This window comes from Amycolatopsis sp. GM8 (assembly GCF_021653975.1).
GTDB lineage: Bacteria > Actinomycetota > Actinomycetes > Mycobacteriales > Pseudonocardiaceae > Amycolatopsis_E.
Genome location: NZ_JAJKFK010000004.1, coordinates 600,792 through 618,824, shown reverse-complemented (window position 1 = coordinate 618,824; position 18,033 = coordinate 600,792). Strand labels below are relative to the sequence as shown.

16 protein-coding genes are annotated in these 18,033 nt (G+C 72.1%); 8 read left to right on the top strand and 8 right to left on the bottom strand.

Annotation, left to right across the window (positions count from 1 at the left end):
• Window positions 1–79: 79 nt before the first annotated feature.
• On the bottom strand, window positions 80–430 hold the full coding sequence (locus LOZ83_RS21460; protein ID WP_236792819.1) for a YciI family protein: 351 nt from the start codon (window positions 428–430) through the stop codon (window positions 80–82).
• A gap of 156 nt (window positions 431–586) precedes the next feature.
• On the opposite strand from LOZ83_RS21460, the gene LOZ83_RS21455 reads away from it, so the two are divergent.
• From LOZ83_RS21455 to LOZ83_RS21445, 3 genes are all read left to right on the top strand, one after another.
• A complete protein-coding gene (locus tag LOZ83_RS21455) occupies window positions 587–1,264 on the top strand; it encodes a GPR1/FUN34/YaaH family transporter (RefSeq protein WP_236792818.1) in 678 nt (225 codons plus the stop codon).
• A gap of 62 nt (window positions 1,265–1,326) precedes the next feature.
• Entirely contained in the window at window positions 1,327–5,220 is a 3,894-nt protein-coding gene (locus LOZ83_RS21450; protein WP_236792817.1) for an NB-ARC domain-containing protein, read from the top strand.
• Window positions 5,221–5,317: 97 nt separating this feature from the next.
• Window positions 5,318–6,316 (top strand): alpha/beta fold hydrolase, encoded by a 999-nt coding sequence (locus tag LOZ83_RS21445; RefSeq protein WP_236792816.1) that lies wholly within the window; start codon window positions 5,318–5,320, stop codon window positions 6,314–6,316.
• A 7-nt stretch (window positions 6,317–6,323) separates the two neighbouring features.
• Here the strand turns inward: LOZ83_RS21445 and LOZ83_RS21440 are convergent, their stop codons facing one another.
• A complete protein-coding gene (locus tag LOZ83_RS21440; RefSeq protein WP_236792815.1) occupies window positions 6,324–7,688 on the bottom strand; it encodes an aminotransferase class V-fold PLP-dependent enzyme in 1,365 nt (454 codons plus the stop codon).
• Window positions 7,689–7,725: 37 nt separating this feature from the next.
• Between LOZ83_RS21440 and LOZ83_RS21435 the strand changes: the two genes are divergently transcribed.
• Complete coding sequence (locus LOZ83_RS21435; protein WP_236792813.1) at window positions 7,726–8,649, top strand: patatin family protein; 924 nt, start codon at window positions 7,726–7,728, stop codon at window positions 8,647–8,649.
• On the opposite strand, the gene LOZ83_RS21430 is transcribed toward LOZ83_RS21435, so the two are convergent.
• The 3 genes from LOZ83_RS21430 to LOZ83_RS21420 form a co-directional block, all read right to left on the bottom strand.
• Window positions 8,646–9,614, bottom strand: a complete 969-nt coding sequence (locus tag LOZ83_RS21430; RefSeq protein ID WP_236792811.1) for an LLM class flavin-dependent oxidoreductase — start codon at window positions 9,612–9,614, stop codon at window positions 8,646–8,648. The two genes, LOZ83_RS21435 and LOZ83_RS21430, sit on opposite strands and share 4 nt — an antisense overlap.
• On the bottom strand, window positions 9,611–10,327 hold the full coding sequence (locus LOZ83_RS21425) for a hypothetical protein (RefSeq protein ID WP_236792809.1): 717 nt from the start codon (window positions 10,325–10,327) through the stop codon (window positions 9,611–9,613). Before LOZ83_RS21425 ends, LOZ83_RS21430 begins: the two co-directional genes overlap by 4 nt.
• Before the next feature lie 112 nt (window positions 10,328–10,439).
• A complete protein-coding gene (locus tag LOZ83_RS21420; protein ID WP_236792807.1) occupies window positions 10,440–11,444 on the bottom strand; it encodes an alpha/beta fold hydrolase in 1,005 nt (334 codons plus the stop codon).
• 95 nt (window positions 11,445–11,539) lie between these two features.
• Here LOZ83_RS21420 and LOZ83_RS21415 point away from each other — a divergent pair, with 95 nt between their 5' ends.
• Window positions 11,540–12,364 carry an endonuclease/exonuclease/phosphatase family protein gene (locus LOZ83_RS21415; protein WP_236792805.1) on the top strand — a complete coding sequence of 275 codons (825 nt, stop codon included), beginning with the start codon at window positions 11,540–11,542 and terminating at the stop codon, window positions 12,362–12,364.
• Window positions 12,365–12,468: 104 nt separating this feature from the next.
• Complete coding sequence (locus LOZ83_RS21410) at window positions 12,469–13,692, top strand: flavin-dependent oxidoreductase (protein WP_236792803.1); 1,224 nt, start codon at window positions 12,469–12,471, stop codon at window positions 13,690–13,692.
• A gap of 3 nt (window positions 13,693–13,695) precedes the next feature.
• Here LOZ83_RS21410 and LOZ83_RS21405 read toward each other — a convergent pair whose 3' ends face one another.
• Together LOZ83_RS21405 and LOZ83_RS21400 are read right to left on the bottom strand one after the other, a co-directional pair.
• Window positions 13,696–14,172 carry a cupin domain-containing protein gene (locus tag LOZ83_RS21405; RefSeq protein ID WP_236792802.1) on the bottom strand — a complete coding sequence of 159 codons (477 nt, stop codon included), beginning with the start codon at window positions 14,170–14,172 and terminating at the stop codon, window positions 13,696–13,698.
• Window positions 14,173–14,236: 64 nt separating this feature from the next.
• Complete coding sequence (locus LOZ83_RS21400; RefSeq protein ID WP_236793517.1) at window positions 14,237–14,866, bottom strand: GntR family transcriptional regulator; 630 nt, start codon at window positions 14,864–14,866, stop codon at window positions 14,237–14,239.
• A 114-nt stretch (window positions 14,867–14,980) separates the two neighbouring features.
• Between LOZ83_RS21400 and LOZ83_RS21395 the strand changes: the two genes are divergently transcribed.
• A complete protein-coding gene (locus tag LOZ83_RS21395) occupies window positions 14,981–15,982 on the top strand; it encodes a YbhB/YbcL family Raf kinase inhibitor-like protein (RefSeq protein ID WP_236792800.1) in 1,002 nt (333 codons plus the stop codon).
• Window positions 15,983–15,988: 6 nt separating this feature from the next.
• Here LOZ83_RS21395 and LOZ83_RS21390 read toward each other — a convergent pair whose 3' ends face one another.
• Window positions 15,989–16,822 carry a helix-turn-helix domain-containing protein gene (locus tag LOZ83_RS21390; RefSeq protein ID WP_236792798.1) on the bottom strand — a complete coding sequence of 278 codons (834 nt, stop codon included), beginning with the start codon at window positions 16,820–16,822 and terminating at the stop codon, window positions 15,989–15,991.
• Window positions 16,823–16,939: 117 nt separating this feature from the next.
• Between LOZ83_RS21390 and LOZ83_RS21385 the strand changes: the two genes are divergently transcribed.
• On the top strand, window positions 16,940–18,004 hold the full coding sequence (locus LOZ83_RS21385) for an aldo/keto reductase (protein ID WP_236792796.1): 1,065 nt from the start codon (window positions 16,940–16,942) through the stop codon (window positions 18,002–18,004).
• Window positions 18,005–18,033: the final 29 nt, after the last annotated feature.

Sequence of the window (18,033 nt, the reverse complement as noted above, 5' to 3'; positions counted from 1 at the left end):
CGGCACTCTGTTGAAGGTGGTGGGCTGCTGGGAACGGCCGCTACCCGCACCGCCACGCAAGCCACTTTCACCATGATCTTCACGGCTCGTCGACGAAGGGGCGGACCTCGACGGGCAGGGTGGTGGCGAGCGCGCCGCGGCGGCCCCAGTCCAGCGCCGCGTCGAGGTCGGGGACGTCGATGATGGTGAGCCCGCCGATGTACTCCTTGCCTTCGACGAACGGGCCGTCGGTCATCAGCACGTCGCCGTCGTGCGGGCGCAGCCCGGTCGCCGTGTCCGGGGCGTGCAGGCCACCGCTGAAGACCCAGGCGCCGGCCTCCCGCAGCTCGTCCCGCCAGGCGGTGACGTTCTTCATGATGCCGTCGAGTACTTCCGGCGCGGGGCGCCCCGCACCGGCGGGCTGGTAGACGCTGAGCAGGTACTTGGTCATCGGATGCTCCTCCGTGGGCGGTTCCGCTTGTCACTGCCTACACGAATCCGGCCCCGTCGGATCGACAGGCGCGCTGTCTCAGATTGAGACGCGCGCCGCGAGCAGGCAGGTCTCTAATCGATCCGATAGGGACTGCCCAGTCGAAGGTGGATCGCCATGTCACAACTGCAGAGCAACGAGGCCACCCAAACCCCCACCGCGAGCGAGGTGCGCTCCATGGTCGAGCGGACCGGACCCACCGGCATCGTGGTCGGCGCGGGCGGGGATCCGCTCATCATCGGGCTGCCGATCTTCGCCGTCGGCTCCCTGGCGCTCGGGATGGCGCTGATCGGGTTCGTGCCGGCGACCGCGCTCGGTGCCGTCGTGCCGATCGTCGTGTTCGGCACCGGCCTGTTCCTGACGGTCGTGACCATCTGGGCGGCGCTGCTCGCCCAGACCATGGTCGCCGGCATCACCGGCACGTTCGCCGGGTTCTGGCTCAGCCTCGGCGCGCTGCTGGTCGGGCTCGGCCACAACTGGTACGGCGTCGCCGCCGCGGACGTATCGGCCACCCAGCAACTGTTCTTCATCGCCTGGGGCGCCCTGTTCCTGTTCCTGCTGATACCGACCCTGCGGCTGCCCGCGATCTACCCGGCGGTCGTCGGGCTCGTCGTGGTGGCACTCGCGCTCGCCGCGACCGGGGCGCGCACCGGTGACGTCAACATCCTGAAGGCGGCCGGGTACGTGATCCTGGTGTTCTCGCTGCTCGGTTTTTGCGCTTTTGTGAACGTCGCGCTGACCGCGATGGGCGCGAAGCGGCCGTTCCCGCCGCTGGGTCCCGCCCTCGTCAGCTGAGGGGTCCGGCGCACGCCGTGCCGCCGTGGGCAGGGCCCCGGGTGCCGGTTTAATGGTCCGCAGTGAACGGGAGCGGAGACCAGGCGGGCACCACGTTCGGGGAGCTGCTGCGGCGGCACCGGCGTGCCGCCACGCTGACCCAGAGCGAGCTCGCCGAGGCCGCCGGGATCAGCGTGCGCACCCTGTCCAATCTCGAACGCGGCCGGACCCGCACGGCACAGCGCCGGTCCACCGAGGTCCTGGCCGACGCGCTCGGCCTGGACGGGCCGGACCGGACGGCTTTCCTCGCCGCCGCAAGGGAAGGCCGCCGCCGTCGCGAACCGGGACAGGTGATCGGCACCCTGCCGGCGGCGGTCGCGGACCTGGTCGGGCGCACCGGTGAGCTCGCGCTGCTGCGGGAAGCTGCCGAGGCCGCGGCGGACGCGCCGGACGGCGCCGTGGTGTCGGTGGTCGGGCATCCCGGGGTCGGCAAGACCGCGCTGGTGCGGGCGGCCGCGCACGCGCTGAGCCCGCATTTCCCGCACGGGTTCCTCTCGGTCGACCTGCGCGGGATGGACGACCAGCCGCTCACCCCGCGCGCCGCGCTCGACGCGCTGCTGCGCACGCTCACCGTGCCGGCAGCCCGGATCCCGAAGACCGTCGAGGAGCAGGCCGGGCTCTACCGCGCGCTGCTCGCCGGGCGGCGCCTGCTGATCATGCTGGACAACGCCGCCGACGAAGACCAGGTGCGGCCGCTGCTCGGGGGCGTGCCGGGCTGTCTCACGGTGATCACCTGCCGGCGCGCGCTCACCGGGCTGGACGCCGCCCGGATCGTGCGACTCACCTCGCTCGCGCCCGGTGACGCGCTGGCCCTCGTCGCGTCGATCATCGGCGCCGAACGCACCGCCGCCGAACCGGCCGCCGCCGCCGAACTCGTCGAGCTGTGCGGGAACCTGCCGCTGGCGGTGCGCATCGCCGGGAACCGGCTGGCGAGCAGGCCCGACTGGTCGCTGACGCACCTGGTGAGCCAGCTGCGCGACGAGCGCACCCGGCTCGCCGCCCTCTCGGCCGGGGACCTGCGGGTGCGGCCCGCGTTCGAAATCTCCCACCGGCGGCTGCGCCCGGAGGCGCGGCTGGTGTTCCGCCGCGCCGCCGTGGCGCCCGGCCCCGACTTCGGGGTCGCGCTCGCGGCCGTGGCGACCGGGCTCGGCGAGGCCGAGGTGCGGCGGTACCTGGACGAGCTGGTCGATGTCAACATCCTGCAGGCCACGGCCGTTCCGGGCCGCTACGCCTACCACGACCTGATCCGGATCTACGCGAGGGAACAGCTCAAGGCGGAGGAGGACCGCGGCGACTGGCAGGAGAAGGTGGTCGTCGACCATCTGCTCGCGATGGCCACCGAAGCCGGCCGGCTGTTCTTCCCGGACGCCCCGGCCGGCGCCACCGGCGGCCATTTCGCCACCCGCGAGGAGGCCGGCGCCTGGCTCGACGCCGAGGCCCGCAACTGGCTGGCCGCCCAGGGCACCGCCGCCCGCGCCGGGCGCCACCGCGAAGTGCTCGACCTGGCCATGGCGATGCACTGGTACTCCGACAGCCGCGTCCAGCAGCGGCCGTGGGACGAGGTCTTCGAGTTCGGCGTCGCCGCGGCCCGCGCGCTGGGCTGCCGGCACGAGGAGGCGGCGATGCTCAACGCCGTCGGCTGGGCGCGGTATTACTGCCTCGGCGACTACGAGGGCGGCCGCGCGCTGCTCGACGAGGCGCTCGCGCTCGCGACCCGGATCGGTGACCGCCGCGAAGAGACCTGGGCGCTGGGTTATCTCGGCGCGGTCTTGATGCGGCTCGGGCGGCCCGAGGAGGCGCTCGACCACATCCGCCGCTCGGTCGCGATGTCCGGTGAGCTCGGGTTCTGGCTGGGGCAGTGCACGATCCGGAACGCGCTGGGGGAAATCCTGGGCGCCATCGGCCGGGCCGACGAGGGGCTGGCCGTGCACCGGGCGGTGCTGGTGGACGCCGAGTTCTACCGCGACGAGGCCCATCCCGACTCCTACCGGATGCTCAAGTCGTTCACCATCCAGCTGATCGGGCAGGCACTGGAGACCCTGGAGGACTGGCTGCGCGCGGCCACGACGTTCGGGGCCGCGCGGGAGCTGTTCGCCACGATCCCGTTGCCGCTGCAGGAAGCCGAGGCGGCGCTGCATGAGGGCATGGCGTGGCGCCGGGCCGCGCGCTACTACATGGCGCTCGAGCCGCTGCGGTTCGCCGTCGCGGAGTTCACCGGTGCGACGAACCGGTGGGACCGGGCGCAGGCGCTGTCCGAGCTGGCGGCGCTGCTGGACCACACAGGTGATCGCGACGGTGCCCGCGAGCACCGGGCCGAAGCCGTTGCCCTGTATGAGGAACTGGGCACCGATCGGGCGAAGGAGCTGGCCGCGCGGCTGGCCGACCCGAAACCGCGGGGCGCCCGGCTGTCCGACCGGTTGCAGGCCGCCCGCAACCGCGCGTTCGCCGGGCGCGCCGAGGAGCTGGCGTTCCTGCGGGCGGCGCGGCGGGCGCAGGAGCCGCCGTTCCAGGTGCTGTGGCTGCACGGGTCCGGCGGGATCGGGAAGACCACGCTGCTGCAACGGATCGCCGAGGACGCGATCGCCGACGGCGAGTCGTGCGTGCTGCTCGACGCCCGCACGTTCACCCCGACGCCGCAAGGGTTCCGCGGCGCGCTCGGGTCGTCCGAGTGGCCCGTCGGGGTGCGGTTGCTCGTGCTGGACACCGCCGAGCTGATCGGCTCGCTGGAGACGTGGCTGCGCGAGACGTTCCTGCTGAGCGCGCCGGAACGCGCGATCCTGGTCGTCGCCGGCCGCGAGGCGCCCGCACCGGAATGGCTGGCCGACCGGTCGACGTCGCTGCGCACGATGCCGGTGCGCGCGCTGCCGCGGTCCGAGGCGGCGGACCTGTTGTGGCAGCGGGGAATCCCCGAGATCCCCGACGTGCTGGCGTTCACCGGCGGCCATCCGCTCGCGCTCGGGCTCGTCGCCGACGTGCTCGCGGTGCGGGCCGCCCCGCAGTGGCGGATCGGTCCCGACGTCATCGCGTCGCTGACCCGGCAGCTGAGGGACGAGGTGCCCTCGGACCGGCATCGCGAGGCGCTCGGGGTGCTCGCGTGCGCGCGGGTGACCACGCGGGATCTGGTGCGGCACGGCCTTTCCGAGCTGCCGCCGAACGTCGAGGAGCTGTTCGAATGGCTGCGCGGGCTGTCGTTCGTGCAGACCAGCGGGGACGGCCTGGTGCCGCATCCGGTCGCGCGCGCGGCGCTCGCCGCGGACCTGCCGGAGCTTGCCTACCGGCGGGTCTACCGGTTTGTCGCGGCGCGGCTGCTGGAGGACCCCGGTGACCGCGAGGTGCTCGATTTCCTTTACCTGAGCCGGTATCGCGGGCGCCTGCCGTGGGAGGCGATCCCGGACACCCGGGCCGAACCGGCGACACCGGCGGACGAGCGGGCCGTGCTCAAGCTGATCGACCAGGAGGCCGGCACGCTGGCTGCGCGGCTGGCCGAACAGTGGTGGCGGGCGCAGCCGGACGCGTTCACCGTGCTGCGGCGCCGCGACGGCGGGATCGACTGCGTGGCAGTGCTGCCGCGGCTGACCGCCGAAACGGTCGGGGTGCCCGACGACCCGGTGGCGCGGGCGGCGTCCGAGTGGGCGCGGGAACACGCACCGCTCGGGCCGGGGGAGCACCTGCTGCTGGGCCGGTGGGTGACCGGGGAGGTGACCGTCCAGCAGATCACTTCGCTGCTCGTGCGCCGGTGGACGAGCGTGCCCGGGCCTGCGTTGAGCTACACCGTGGTCGCCGACGCCGTCCGCTGCTCGCCGGTGCTCACGTATCTCGCCCAGCACCGGCTACCCGCGCTCGCCGACGGCACGCCGTTCGTGTTCGACTGGCGAACCGTCCCACCACGGGAATGGCTGCGCCTCATCGAGCAGTGAGTTCGGGTGGAACGCCACCGATGGTGGATTCCCAACGTCGAAGTGAGCCATGACCATTCCTTCGTGGTGCCCAACCGCACCGAGGAAGGGACTCGACATGACATCGACCAGCCGCCGTGCCCTCGCCGCGTTGTCAGCGGTTCCGGTGGGATTGGCCGCGGCCAGCGCCATCTACCAGCGGCTGGCGGAACGGCGCGACACCCGCCGGTTCCCGCCACCAGGCGAGCTGGTCGACGTCGGTGGCCGCCGGCTGCATGTTTTCCGGTCCGGTACGGGGAAACCGGTGGTGATCGTCGTGCCCGCGCTGAGCACGCCCGCCGATGAATGGGTTCGCGTCCAGCGTTGCCTCGCTGACGTCACGGACGCGACGACCATCGTGGTCGATCGGGCCGGGATCGGCTGGAGCGATCCGGGACCGTGGCCCCGCACCATCAGCGCGATGGCCGATGAGGTCGACGTGCTGGTCCACGCGCTCGGGATCGATGGCCCCGTGGTGCTGGCCGGCCATTCCGTCGGCGGCCTCATCGCGCGGCTGTACGCGGCGCGCCATCGTGATCGGGTCGCCCGGCTCATCCTTGTCGACTCCAGCCATGAGGACCAGAACAAGCGGCTGCACGAGGTCGACCCCAGCATCGGCGATATCGAACTGGCGATGCGTGCCGCCGGCTGGTGCCTGCGTGTCCTGGGCTGGAAGCGGCTGAAGCTTGCCCTTGGCCTGGCGCCCGATCTGCGCCGCGATGCGGAGACCGAGGTGCCCGCCGATCTGGTCGACGCACACCTCGCGACTCACCTGAGTTCTCGCAACCGGCGTGCGGTCGTCCAAGAGTTCACAGGCGTGCTCACGGGCCGGGAGGCTCTGCGCGACGAAGCCCGTGACCTCGGCGATATGCCGGTCACCGTGGTTACCGCCGGCCCGGTCCGGCGCGAGAACTGGTACCCCGTGTGGTGCGAGCTGCAAGCCGAGTTCCTGACGATGTCGACGAATGCGACACACATCTGGGCTCGGCACTCCAGCCACCACATCAACCACGACGACCCCGGTTTGCTCGCCCGGGTCATCGGCGACGCCGTCCGCGAGGTGGGGGCCGCGCGCTAGGAGCACATCAGCAGGCCCGGAACGCCGCGAGCACCGCGTCGGCGGAGCGGTCGATGTCGGTTTCCGTGGTGCGCCAGCTGGAGACCGAGATCCGCATGTACTCGCGGCCGTGCCAGGTCGTGCCGCCCATCCAGCACACCCCGGACCGCTGCACCGCGGCCAGCACCCGCCGGGTCCGCTCGTCGTCGCCGAACGCGGCGAGGACCTGGTTGAGCACCACGTCGTTGCCGATCGTCACGCCGCCGTCCTCCAGCCGGGTGGCGAACCGGCGGGCCAGCGCGCAGCACCGGTCAACCAGGTCCGCGAGCCCGGAGCGGCCGAGTTCCCGCAGCGCCGCCCAGGTCGCGAAGCCGCGGGCGCGCCGCGAGGACTCCAGCGCGAACGCGCTCGGCGCGCGGAACCCGTCCTGCCCGATCAGGTACGCGGCGGTGAGGGCGGTCGCCGCGGCGTGCGCGTCCGGGTGGGCGCAGAACGCGTACCCGCTGTCGTAGGGCACATTGAGCCATTTGTGGCCGTCGGTGGACCACGAGTCGGCGGCCTCGGCGCCCGCCACGAGATGGCGCAGGCCCGGGCTCGCGGCCGCCCACAGCCCGACCGCGCCGTCGACGTGCACCCACGCGCCGTGTGCGTGCGCCGCGCCGATCGCGGCGGGGAAGTCGTCGAACGCGCCGGTGTTGACGTCGCCCGCCTGCAGGCACACGATCCGCGGACCGTCCACTTCGGACAGCAGCCGGGTGAGCTCGCCGATGTCGGTGCGGCCCTGGGCATCGGTGCGCACGGGCACGACCGCGCCGGTGCCCAGGCCCAGCAGCCGCAGCGCGCGGTCGATGGTCGCGTGCCGGTCGGCGCCCGCGAGCACCCGGATCCGCGGCGCGCCGGCGAGACCGTCACGCTCGACATCCCAGCCCGCACGTGCCAGCACATGCTGGCGGGCGGCGGCGAGACACACGGTGTTGGCGGCCTGCCCGCCGGTCACGAACCCGGCCGAGGCGGTGGCCGGCAACCCGAGCAGGTCCTTCAGCCAGGCGGCGGCGGTGTCCTCGACGGCCGCGGCGGCGGGGGAGCTGATCGCGTTGAAGCCGTTCTGGTCCCAGCCGGTGGTCAGCAGGTCGGCCGCGGTCGCCGAGTCGAGCGCGCCGCCGATGACGAAACCGAAGTAGCGCGGGCCCGTGGTGGCGACCAGCCCCGGTTCGGCGGCCTTCGTCAGCACGTCGACGACCTCGGCCGCGGGTGTCGGCCCGTCCGGCAGCGCGCCGAGCGCGTCCCGTACGGATTCCGGGCTCGTCTCGGGAAAAACCGGGCCTTCGGCGGCCCGTTCCCGGTAGCCGGCGACGGATGCCGCGGTCGCGGCGAGCAACTCACGCAGGTCCATGCCCCGAGACTAGCGATGATCGGGATAACCTCGGCTGGTGAGCGTTTCGGTGCTGGAGCTGGTGCGCGCGCGGGCGGAGGGTGGCAGCGTGCCGGGGGCGCGCGACGATCCGTACCGGCTGGGGCTGGCGATCGAGGGCGGCGGCAGCCGGGGGACCTATTCGAGCGGGATGGCCGTCGAACTGGAGCGGCGCGGGTTCACGCAGCTGTTCGACGACGTGTACGGCTCGTCGATGGGCGCGATCACCGGCGCGTGGCTGCTGTCCGGCAAGGCCGAGCACGGCGCGTCGTTCTGGTGGCATCCGGATGTGCTGCCGAATGTCATCCGGCCGCGGGCCGCGCTGCGCCGGAAACCGGTGGTGGACCTGGAGTTCCTGATGAACGAGGTGTACCAGCGGTGGGCGGGGCTGGACTTCGACGGCGTGCTGGCGAGTCCTGTCCGGTTGCACCCGATCGCCACTGACGCCGACACGGGCGAGGTCACGGACCTGGCCCGGGACCTGTCCGGCGCCGAGTCGCTCAAGCTGGCGCTGCGCGGTTCGGCCGGGCTGCCGCTGCTCGCCGGACCTCTCGTCCGGCTCGGCGGCCGGCGGCTGCTCGACGGCGGGTTGACCGAGCCGATCCCGTTCCACACCGCGTTGCGGGACGGCTGCACACACGTGCTGGTGCTGCGCTCGCGGCGGGCCGACGAGCGGGCCGGGCCACCGCCGCGGGTGGAAAACCTTGCGGTGACGGCCTTTCTGCGCCGCACCGCGCCCGCTGCCCTCGCCGCCTGGCGCGCCCGGCCGGAACGCCGCCGCGCCGACGACGAGCGGCTGAGGGGGGCGGGTTCGCTGGCGCAGGTGGTGGTGCCGCCTGGTGCGCCGGAGGTGTCGCGGCTCGCGGTGGATCCGGCGTTGTTGCATCGTGCGTTCGATCTGGGCGCGGCCGCGATGGCGACGGCTCTCGACACGGGTAACTAGCCCGCCGCGGCCCGGATCGTCGCTTCGACGGTGTCCCACGGCAGGCCCGGTGGCAGCATGATCGAGACGATGTCGGCGGCGTCGTCCCAGGGTTTGAGTTGCGCCTGGATCTGTTCCGGCGTGCCGTGGACGGCGAGCTGATCGAGGAGGCCGTCGGCTGCCGCAGGGACGGTGCCGTGTCGCGGGCTGGGCCGCGGGTTCGCGGCGATGACAGCGCTGACTTCGTCGGCGTAGCCCTGGCCGGCCAGCGAACGGGCATAGACGTCGCCCATGGCGCTCAGGTACCACGCGAGGCAGGTCGCGGCGATCTCCCGGGCCATGCCGGGGTCCTCGGCAGCGACGGCGATCGGCCCGGTCGCCACCGTGAAAGCGCTTTCACGCCGCCCGCGCAGCTCGGCCGCCGAGCCGGCGACGCGGTCACGGGCCACCAGCGCGGGAATCCAGCCGTCGCCGAGTTCGGTGGCCACCTCCATCGTGCGCGGGCCCAGCGCGGCGATCCAGATCGGCAGCTCGGGAACAGGCGGTTGCCCCAGGCGCAAAGGGCGCGCCGACCGAGTGCCGCGGAGCTGGGCGGGCTCACCCCGCAGCAACGTCCGCACCGCCGTCACGACCTCGCGCAGCCGCTCAGCCGGCCGCGAGAACGGGACGTCGTGGAACCCCTCCGCGAGGGCCTTCGTACTCGCCCCCAGGCCGAGCACGTAACGCCCTTCGCTGACCTGGTGCAGCGTCGCGGCGGTCATCGCGAGCGTCGCGGGAGTGCGTCCCCAGACCGACAGCACGCCGGAGACGAGCCGGATCCTGTTGGTGCGCACCGCGATCTCGGTCAGCACCGGGGTCGAGTCGAACCCCCAGCCCTCAGGCACCGCGAACGTCTCGTAGCCCAGCTCGTCGGCGAGCACCGCGGCCCGGACGACGACATCGCGGCGGGTCTCCATCGGCGTCAGCGCCACGCCCCGGGCGGTCATGCGCCGACCCCCGTCGTGAGCCACAGCGCGGTGGCCACGGCCAGCACTTCGCCGCCGGGTCCGAGCACGGCCGACCCGGCGGTGAGCTTGCGCCCGTCCCGCGCGGCCGGCCAGGCGAGTACCCGGCATCGGTCTCCGACCGCGGGCAGCCCGCTGACGCTGCCGGTGATCCGGCCGAGCAGCATGCTCTCGGTCAGCTGGGCGGCCTCGGCGGCGGCGATCCCGGTGGGGCAGTCGAGCGCCGCCCAGACCGCCTCCGGCAGCACCCGCCCGAAGGCGTCGCCGACCGACGGATCCGGTGTCCACGGTGCCGCCCACAATTCGCCCACCGGGCCGGGAAAGATCCGCATCCCGTCGCCCGGCGCTCGGTTCGGCCCGCACACGAAACAGCTGGGGTAGAGCGGATCGGCGAAGTACTTCGCCGATCCGGCCGCCGCGTCGGCCTCCGCCAGGGACACGGTGCCCGGGAGCTCCATCCCCGGGCCGTCCGGTGTCCGGGTGGCCTCGGCGATCAGCGTTCCGTCGTGCAGGAGACGGACCGAGCTGGCGTCGTCGTGTTCGACGGTCATCGGCGTGTCCAGCGGTGGCGGGCGGCGGAGCGTGACCGTCACCGGGCCGTCCAGGTACGCGGCGATGCGGCCGCTCGTGTAGCCGCCGTTGCCGATGCCGGCCGGGCCACTGAACCCGGACGGAATGGTCAAAGTGTTCGTCATGCCCTGACGCTAAGTCAGTCGGCCCGGCGCCGAAATCGAGTCAATTACCTGCGGAAAGAAGCCTTTCCCCTGGCCACGACCGCCGACCTGGTGCCGGCCTCGGCGGAACTGCCTAGGCGTGCGGCCGGTGCCGGGTCACCCATACCGCGATCTGGGCCCGCGAGCGGACCGCCAGCTTCCGCCGGATGTTCTCCACATGCGTCTCGGCCGTGCGCGGTGCGACCGACAGCCGCCGCGCGATGGCCTGGTTGGTCAGCCCCTCGGCGACCAGGCCGGCCACCTGCAGCTCGCGCTCCGTGAGCCCGGTGCCGGCCTGCTCGGCCAGGAAACCGGTCGCCGCCTCCGCGACCGCGGACCAGTCACCGTGGTAGAAGAGGTGTGCGGCGCCCGGAAGCGGGATCAGCGTCGCCCCGGGGATCAGCGTGGCGACCTCCCGGCCCAGCTCGAATGGGGTGCCACGGTCCGCGCCGCGATGCAGGACCGCCGTTCGCGCGCCGACCGCGGGAAGCAGGTCCCTGATGTCGGTGTCGTAGTAGACCTCCAGCAGGCGGGCGGCCACCGTGGCTGACGCGCTCGCCCGCTGGAACCGGGCGAACCCGGCCAGATCCGCGGCGGTCGGGTCGGCGACAAAGGCGCCGGCGAGCGCCTTCAGTCCCAGGCCCCAGTGCGCCCGCACCAGCGCCACGACCGACTTCCGCACCTCGGCGGGTGCCAGATCCCTTCCGCTGGCGCACATTCCGTACACCACCAGCGCTTCGACCCGGTCCGGGTGCCGGGCCGCCAGCGCGGCGGCCAGCTGACCACCTTGCGACGCCCCGAACAGGCGGAGGCGGTCGGCGCCCACCGCGTCGGCCACCGCCAGCGCGGCCTCGACCTGCCGGTCGAACGAGAGGTCAGCGCCGTCCCGGTCGGACAGCCCGCAGCCCGGCTTGTCGTAACGGATCACGGTGAACCGTTCCGCCAGGCGCTCGACGAAGGCGCCGAAGGAGAACAGCTCCAGTTGCCCGCGAAGATCGGTGACCCAGCCGGTATCGAGCAGCAGCGGCGGGCCGGTCCCCGTCGTCGAGTACGCGACCTGGCCGGCCGGCGTGCGGCAGTACCTGATCCTGGGCAGCACCCGCTAAGGCTGGCACACCGGGCGAAAACCGCGAAGGCTCGCGAGTTTTCCCGCTGTTCAGGCAAAGGTGGTGATTCACCAGTAGCTTCACCGGCGTGAGAAACACCGCCCGGATCGCCGGTTCCGTCCTGTCCGCCCTCACGCTCGCCGCGCTCGCGGTGGTCCCGGCGGACGCCACGCCCGCCCACCTGACCGTCGCGACCTACAACATCCACGCGGGTGCGGGGGAGGACGCGGTCTACGACCTCGCCCGCACCGCGGACGCGATCCGCTCCCTGCATGCCGATGTGATCGGGCTGGAAGAGGTCGACGTGCACTGGGGCGACCGCAGCGCCTTCGCCGACGAGGCCCAGGAGCTTGCCGGAAAGCTGGGCATGCACGTGTTCTTCGCGCCGATCTACGACCTGGACCCGCTCACCGACGGCGCGCCGCGGCGCCAGTACGGTCTCGCGATCCTGAGCCGGTTCCCCTTGCTGGACAAGGAGAACCACGAAATCACCCGACTGTCCACACAGGACCCTGATCCGGTTCCCGCACCCGCGCCCGGCTTCCCCGAAGTGGCGGTCAAGGTCCGCGGCGAGTTCGTGCATTTCTACGCCACGCACCTGGACTACCGGTCCGAACCGGACGTCCGCGCGCGCCAGGTGATCGACATGCTCGCGATTCTCGGCCGGGACCGCGGTCCGAAGGTGCTCGTCGGCGACTTCAACGCGGAGGCGGGCGCGCCGGAGCTCGGTCCACTGTGGACTCGGCTGCGCGACGCGGCGCCGGGCGGTCCCGCGACGTATCCGGCCGCCGTGCCCACCAGCCGCATCGACCTGATCACCGTCTCGCCGGACGTCCGCGTGCTCGGCACCCGCACGGTCGACACGCAGGCCTCGGACCACCGGCCCGTCGTCGCGGACCTGGTGGTGCGCTGAGCCGGTAGCCGCTGCCACGATTCCCGGCGAAACGGCCAAACCGGTGGTGTGCCCCGCGCGGATCGGGCATCCTGGGCGTCCTGGGGACCACACTGGAGGCCGCTATGCGGATCATCATCGTGGGCGCGGGGATCGGCGGGCTGACGACGGCCCTGCGACTGCACCATCAGGGGATCGACTGCGAGATCTACGAACAGGGCGATCTCGTCCGGGAGCTCGGCGTCGGCATCAACGCGCTGCCGCACGCGGTCAAGGAGCTGACCGAACTGGGCCTGCTGGAGCGGCTGGACGAGGTCGCGATCCGGACCCACGAGCTGGTCTACCTGCACCGGCTCGGGCCGGAGATCATGCGGCGGCCGTGCGGTCTTGCCGCGGGGTTCACGTGGCCGCAGTTCAGCGTGCACCGCGGCCGCCTGCAGGGCGTGCTGCTGCGGGCGGTGCGCGAACGCCTCGGCGAGGACGCGGTGCACACCTCGCGCCGGCTCACCGGGTTCGAGCAGGATGCGGACGGCGTCGAGGCCCGGTTCGCCGAGGGGGAGCCGGTGCGCGCGGACGCGCTCGTAGCGGCCGACGGGATCCATTCGGCGGTGCGCGCCACGCTGTTCCCCGGCGAAGGCGCGCCCCGGTGGAACGGCGTCATGATGTGGCGCGGCGCGGTCGACTGGCCGCGCTACGGCGACGGGCACCAGATGGTCATCGCGGGTGGCACCGCGGCGAAGCTCGTGCTGTACCCGATCGCGGAAGGGAAAACACCGCAAACGCGGCTGACGAACTGGGCGATCGGCGTGCTGAGCGGGCGTCCCGGCGACCCGCCGCCGCAGCGCCAGGACTGGTCGCGCCGGGTCGACCCGTCCGGGCTCGCCGAACTCGCCGCGCGCTTCGGGATCCCCGTCACCGATCACGCGGCAATGATCGCGGCGACTGCGGACGTGTTCGAGTTCCCGATGTGCGACCGCGATCCGTTGCCGTACTGGACGAAGGGGCGCGTCACGTTGCTGGGGGACGCGGCGCACCCGATGTACCCGATGGGCTCGAACGGGGCTGGGCAAGCGATCCTGGACGCGACGAGCCTCAGCATTCACCTTACGCAGCACGAAGATCCGGCGGACGCGTTGCTGGCGTACCAGGACGAACGCCTCCCGGTGACGAGCGAAGTCGTGCGCCGCAACCGGGTCGGTGGCCCGGAGAACGTCATCGACGAGGTGGAACGCCGTGCCCCGGACGGGTTTTCCCGGATCGAGGACGTGATGGACCCGGCGGAGATGGAGGCGATCGTGGCCGGTTACGCGAAAGTCACCGGGGCTTCGCGCGAGCAGGTCAACCGCTGAGGCTCAGGCCCCTTCGACCGAGCCCGGCGGGAGGAACTCGACGTCGCACAGCGCCGACAGCCGCACGACCTCGTCCGGGTCGGTCAGGTTGTGCAGCTTGTCGAACAGTTCCGCGAGCCGTCCCGCGGGGCTGACCCAGAACAGCCCACGGGTCGGCACCTCGCCGCGGTTGTAGTACGCGTGCGGCAGCCCGCGCGGCATCCGCACGGTGTCGCCGGGTCCCGCGGTCTCCCACGCGCCATCGAGGTAGAGCGTGAACACGCCTTCGAGGATGTAGATGTGCTCGTCCTGCAACGGGTGCACATGCGGCGGGACCCCGGTGCCCGGCGGGTCGTAGGTCTCGAACGCGAAGCTCGAGTCGCTGGCCGCCTTCATGGCGTAGGTGTGGCCGAGCACGTTCCAGGTCTTCTTCCGCATTCCCTGGTTCGCGAGCGTGATCCCCTTCGGGAGCGGGCCGAGCACGATCTCGTCCTGCGCCATGACACCTCCGTCGTCCGGTTCGCCGACCTTACCGCGAAGACCAGCCGGTGCGGGCTTAAGCGCGTCAGACCAGTCCGGCCGCGGTCAGGGTGAGGTGCCGCACCAGCGTCGCGGCCGCGGCGTCGGCGTCGCGCGCCAGTGCGGTCTCCTCCAGCCGGCGGTGTTCACCGAGGTGGTCCCGGCCGGGGCTGCGGTGGGCCGACCAGCGGCGGGCGAGTTCGCTCGCGGTCCACATCCGGTCGAAGGTCTCCAGCAGCATCGAGTTGCCGCATCCCTCCAGCAGGGTGCGGTGGAAGATCCGGTGCGCTTCGGCCCAGGCGTCGCTGTAGTGCCGGCCTTCCGCGGGGTCGAACGGCGGGGTGCCGGCGAGACGGTGATGGGCGGCTCGCACGCGGGCTTCCCACTCCAGGTCGCCGCGCTCGATGGACAGGCGCAGCAGAACCGGTTCGACGGTCCGCCGGGCCTCCGCGATCTCCTGCCAGCGGCGATCTGAGAAGGCGGGGACGGCGAAGCCACGGTTCGGCAGCCGGTCGGCGAGCCCCTCGCCGACCAGGCGCACGAGCGCCTCCCGCACGACCGCCAGGCTCACCCCCTGTTCCCGGGCGAGATCCTGGGGTTTCAGGGCATCGCCGGGTGCGTGGGCGCCGTGCATGATCGCCTTCCGCAGGTGCTCGTAGGCCTGCTCGGAGAGCATCGGCTTGCCCAACGTCATGCCCTGAGTATAGACGAAGGCGTCGATAATCGATTATTTGTGTTATGGTCGATATAGTTTCGACGCTTCACCACCGCAGTAGGAAGGAACGACGCGATGAGCGTTAACGACCCGTTCGCCCGTCTCCCGGAGGCGGCCACCTTCACCGTCGCCAGCACCACGATCACCGACGGTGCCACCTGGTCGCTCGAGCAGTTCTCCTCCGCCGTCCCCGGCGGGAAGGACCTCTCGCCGCAGCTGTCCTGGAGCGGCGCTCCCCAAGGCACCAAGAGCTACGCCGTCACCGTCTACGACCCGGACGCGCCCACCGGGTCCGGGTTCTGGCACTGGGCGGTCGCCGATCTTCCCGCCACCTGCGCCGAGTTGCCCGAGGGCGCGGGCGACGACACCGGTTCGGGCCTGCCCGACGGTGCCTTCCAGCTTCCCAACGATGCCCGCCTCGCGCGGTTCATCGGCGCTGCGCCACCGGCGGGACACGGCCCGCACCGCTACTTCGTCGTGGTGCACGCCCTCGACGTCGAGTCCCTCGGCGTCCCGGCCGACGCCACCCCGGCGCTCCTCGGCTTCACCATGACATCGCACATTCTCGGTCGCGCTGTTCTGATGGCCACGGCGGAAACACCGGGCCCGGAACGGATTGAGGTCACCCGGCTTATCCCGGCCCCCGCCGGCGCCGTCTTCGCCGTCCTGACCGATCCGAAGGGACATGTGGACATCGACGCGTCGGGAATGCTCATGGACGCCGAAGGGGCATCGGTCACGCGGGCCGGCGACCGGTTCGTGGTGCACATGGATCGCGAAGCGCTCGGCGACGTCCCGCTGGGGAGGTACGACGTCCAGGTGGTGATCACCAAGCTCGTCCCGGGCGAGGAGATCGCGTGGACCGTCGAGGGCCCGGTCCCGCCGCATGCCCGCCACGTCTACGGCTACCGCCTGGAGCCGGCCCCGGACGGCACCCTCGTCACCTCCTACTACGACTGGTCGGATGTCGACGATGACTGGCGCAAGCGCGTTCATTTCCCGGTGATCTCCGAGTCCGCCCTCAAAGGGACCCTCGGCATCCTGGAGCGCACCGTCCGCCGGAACACCGCCGTCTGAACGGATTCACCGCGCGCACAGTGCATCCAAGGCCGCCTGGCTTTCCTCGTCCGCGGCGCGGTAGATCACCAGCAGCTGGTCCGGATCCTGAAGCGGGGTCAGCGTTTCGAACTGGACCGCGAGCACACCGGCGGCCGGATGCCGCAGCACCTTGCGGCCGCGGCCGTTGACCTTGACGTCCCGCGCGGCCCACAACCGCGCGAATTCCTCGTCACCGGCCGCGCATTCGGCGATGAGATCGGTCAACGCCTGATCCTCCGGATGCGCGGCCCACGCGGCGCGCAGGTGGGCGATCCCCTCCCGCACGACGCGTTCGCGGTCGACGTAGAACTCCCGGATCTCCGGATGCACCAGGCACAGCCACATCGCGTTGCGCTGCCCGGGCGGCAAGGTCCCGAAATCCAGGAGCAGCCTCGCCATTTCGCTGTTCCAGGCCAGGATGTCGTAGCGGTGGTTCATCAGCATGACCGGCAGCGGCGACAGGTCGGCGACCAGCCGGGCCAGCGCCGGCGCCGCGGTGGTGGCGAGCTTGTCCGCGTCCGGGGGCCGCTGCCGGGCCAGGCCGAAGAGGTAGGCGCGTTCGTCCGGGGCCAGGCGCAGCGCCCGCGCCAGCGCCTCCAGCACCTCCGCTGAAGGCCGCAGCCCGCGCGCCTGTTCGAGCCGCACGACGTAGTCCACGCTGACCCCGGCCAGTTCGGCGACCTCTTCGCGGCGCAGTCCCGGGGTCCGCCGGGCCTGCCGGCGCGACGGCAGGCCGAAATCCCTGGGATCCAGGCGTTCACGCCGGGTCCGCAGGAACGCGGCCAGCTCCTGTGTCACGTCCACGGTGCCGGTGATCATGGCTGGTCCAACAAGCCCGGGTAGGACCGATGTTCCCAGGAACCTCTTTCCCTTACCCCCGGCTCGCGGCGGTCGCAGGCTGGTGCCCGACGACGATCACGAGCACAGGAGGACACGATGCCGCTCACCCTCGACACCTACCGGCTGCTGGGCCGCTCCGGGCTGCGGGTCTCACCGCTGGCTCTGGGCACGGCGACCTTCGGCACCGACTGGGGCTGGGGCGCCGGGCACGACGTCGCGCGCGAACTGTTCGACACCTATGTCGAGCGCGGCGGCAACTTCATCGACACCGCCAGCACTTACACCAATGGCAGCTCCGAGCGCATGCTGGGCGAATTCACCCGGGACCACCGCGAAAGCCTGGTGCTGGCGACGAAGTACACGACGCAGCGGCGGCCCGGCGACCCGAACTCGGGCGGCGCGCACCGCAAGAGCCTGTTCGCCTCGGTGGAGGCCAGCCTGCGGCAGCTGAACACCGACTACCTCGATCTGCTCTTCCTGCACGTGTGGGACTTCGCGACCCCGGTCGAGGAGATCCTGCGGGGCCTGGACGATCTGGTGCGCCAGGGCAAGGTCCTGTACGTGGCGATGTCCAACGCCCCGGCCTGGGAGATCTCGCGCATGCAGGCGATCGCCGACCTGCGCGGCTGGTCGCCGCTGGTCGCGCTGCAGGTCGAATACAGCCTCATCAACCGGGGCGCGGACCGTGACCTGATCCCGATGGCGCGGGCGATGGGGCTGGGCGTGACCCCGTTCTCGGCGCTGGGCGGCGGCGTGCTTTCCGGCAAGTACAGCCGCGCCGACCTGAGCGCGACGAACGCCGACTCCGGGGAAAGCAACCGCAAGAGCTTCAACGCCGCGCTGGGCATGGTCACCGAACGCACCCTCGCCATCGCCGACGTCGTGCGGGAGATCGCCGAGGAGGTGGGCCACACGCCCGCCCAGGTCGCACTGGCCTGGACGCTGCGGATCCCCGGCGTGACGGCACCCGTCATCGGTGCTCGCACCCCCGAGCAGCTGGTCGGGAACCTGGGCGCGCTGGAGGTCGACCTCACCGCCGGTCAGCTGGCCCGCCTCGACGAGGTCAGCGCGATCGACCTCGGCTACCCGCACGACATGCTCGCCAGCGACCACATCCGCACCGTCACCCACGGCGACCTGAAGGTCGAAAACCGCCGCTGATCAACTTGCGTGAGCCACGTCACAGTCTT

What these genes read in the sequence shown, in the direction of transcription:
- LOZ83_RS21425 (WP_236792809.1), bottom strand. Translation starts at nt 10,327, where the DNA reads ATGACGAACACTTTGACCATTCCGTCCGGGTTCAGTGGCCCGGCCGGC.
- LOZ83_RS21385 (WP_236792796.1), top strand. Translation starts at nt 16,940, where the DNA reads ATGCCGCTCACCCTCGACACCTACCGGCTGCTGGGCCGCTCCGGGCTG.
- LOZ83_RS21390 (WP_236792798.1), bottom strand. Translation starts at nt 16,822, where the DNA reads ATGATCACCGGCACCGTGGACGTGACACAGGAGCTGGCCGCGTTCCTG.
- LOZ83_RS21455 (WP_236792818.1), top strand. Translation starts at nt 587, where the DNA reads ATGTCACAACTGCAGAGCAACGAGGCCACCCAAACCCCCACCGCGAGC.
- LOZ83_RS21460 (WP_236792819.1), bottom strand. Translation starts at nt 430, where the DNA reads ATGACCAAGTACCTGCTCAGCGTCTACCAGCCCGCCGGTGCGGGGCGC.
- LOZ83_RS21400 (WP_236793517.1), bottom strand. Translation starts at nt 14,866, where the DNA reads ATGCTCTCCGAGCAGGCCTACGAGCACCTGCGGAAGGCGATCATGCAC.
- LOZ83_RS21405 (WP_236792802.1), bottom strand. Translation starts at nt 14,172, where the DNA reads ATGGCGCAGGACGAGATCGTGCTCGGCCCGCTCCCGAAGGGGATCACG.
- LOZ83_RS21430 (WP_236792811.1), bottom strand. Translation starts at nt 9,614, where the DNA reads ATGACCGCCCGGGGCGTGGCGCTGACGCCGATGGAGACCCGCCGCGAT.
- LOZ83_RS21410 (WP_236792803.1), top strand. Translation starts at nt 12,469, where the DNA reads ATGCGGATCATCATCGTGGGCGCGGGGATCGGCGGGCTGACGACGGCC.
- LOZ83_RS21445 (WP_236792816.1), top strand. Translation starts at nt 5,318, where the DNA reads ATGACATCGACCAGCCGCCGTGCCCTCGCCGCGTTGTCAGCGGTTCCG.
- LOZ83_RS21440 (WP_236792815.1), bottom strand. Translation starts at nt 7,688, where the DNA reads ATGGACCTGCGTGAGTTGCTCGCCGCGACCGCGGCATCCGTCGCCGGC.
- LOZ83_RS21395 (WP_236792800.1), top strand. Translation starts at nt 14,981, where the DNA reads ATGAGCGTTAACGACCCGTTCGCCCGTCTCCCGGAGGCGGCCACCTTC.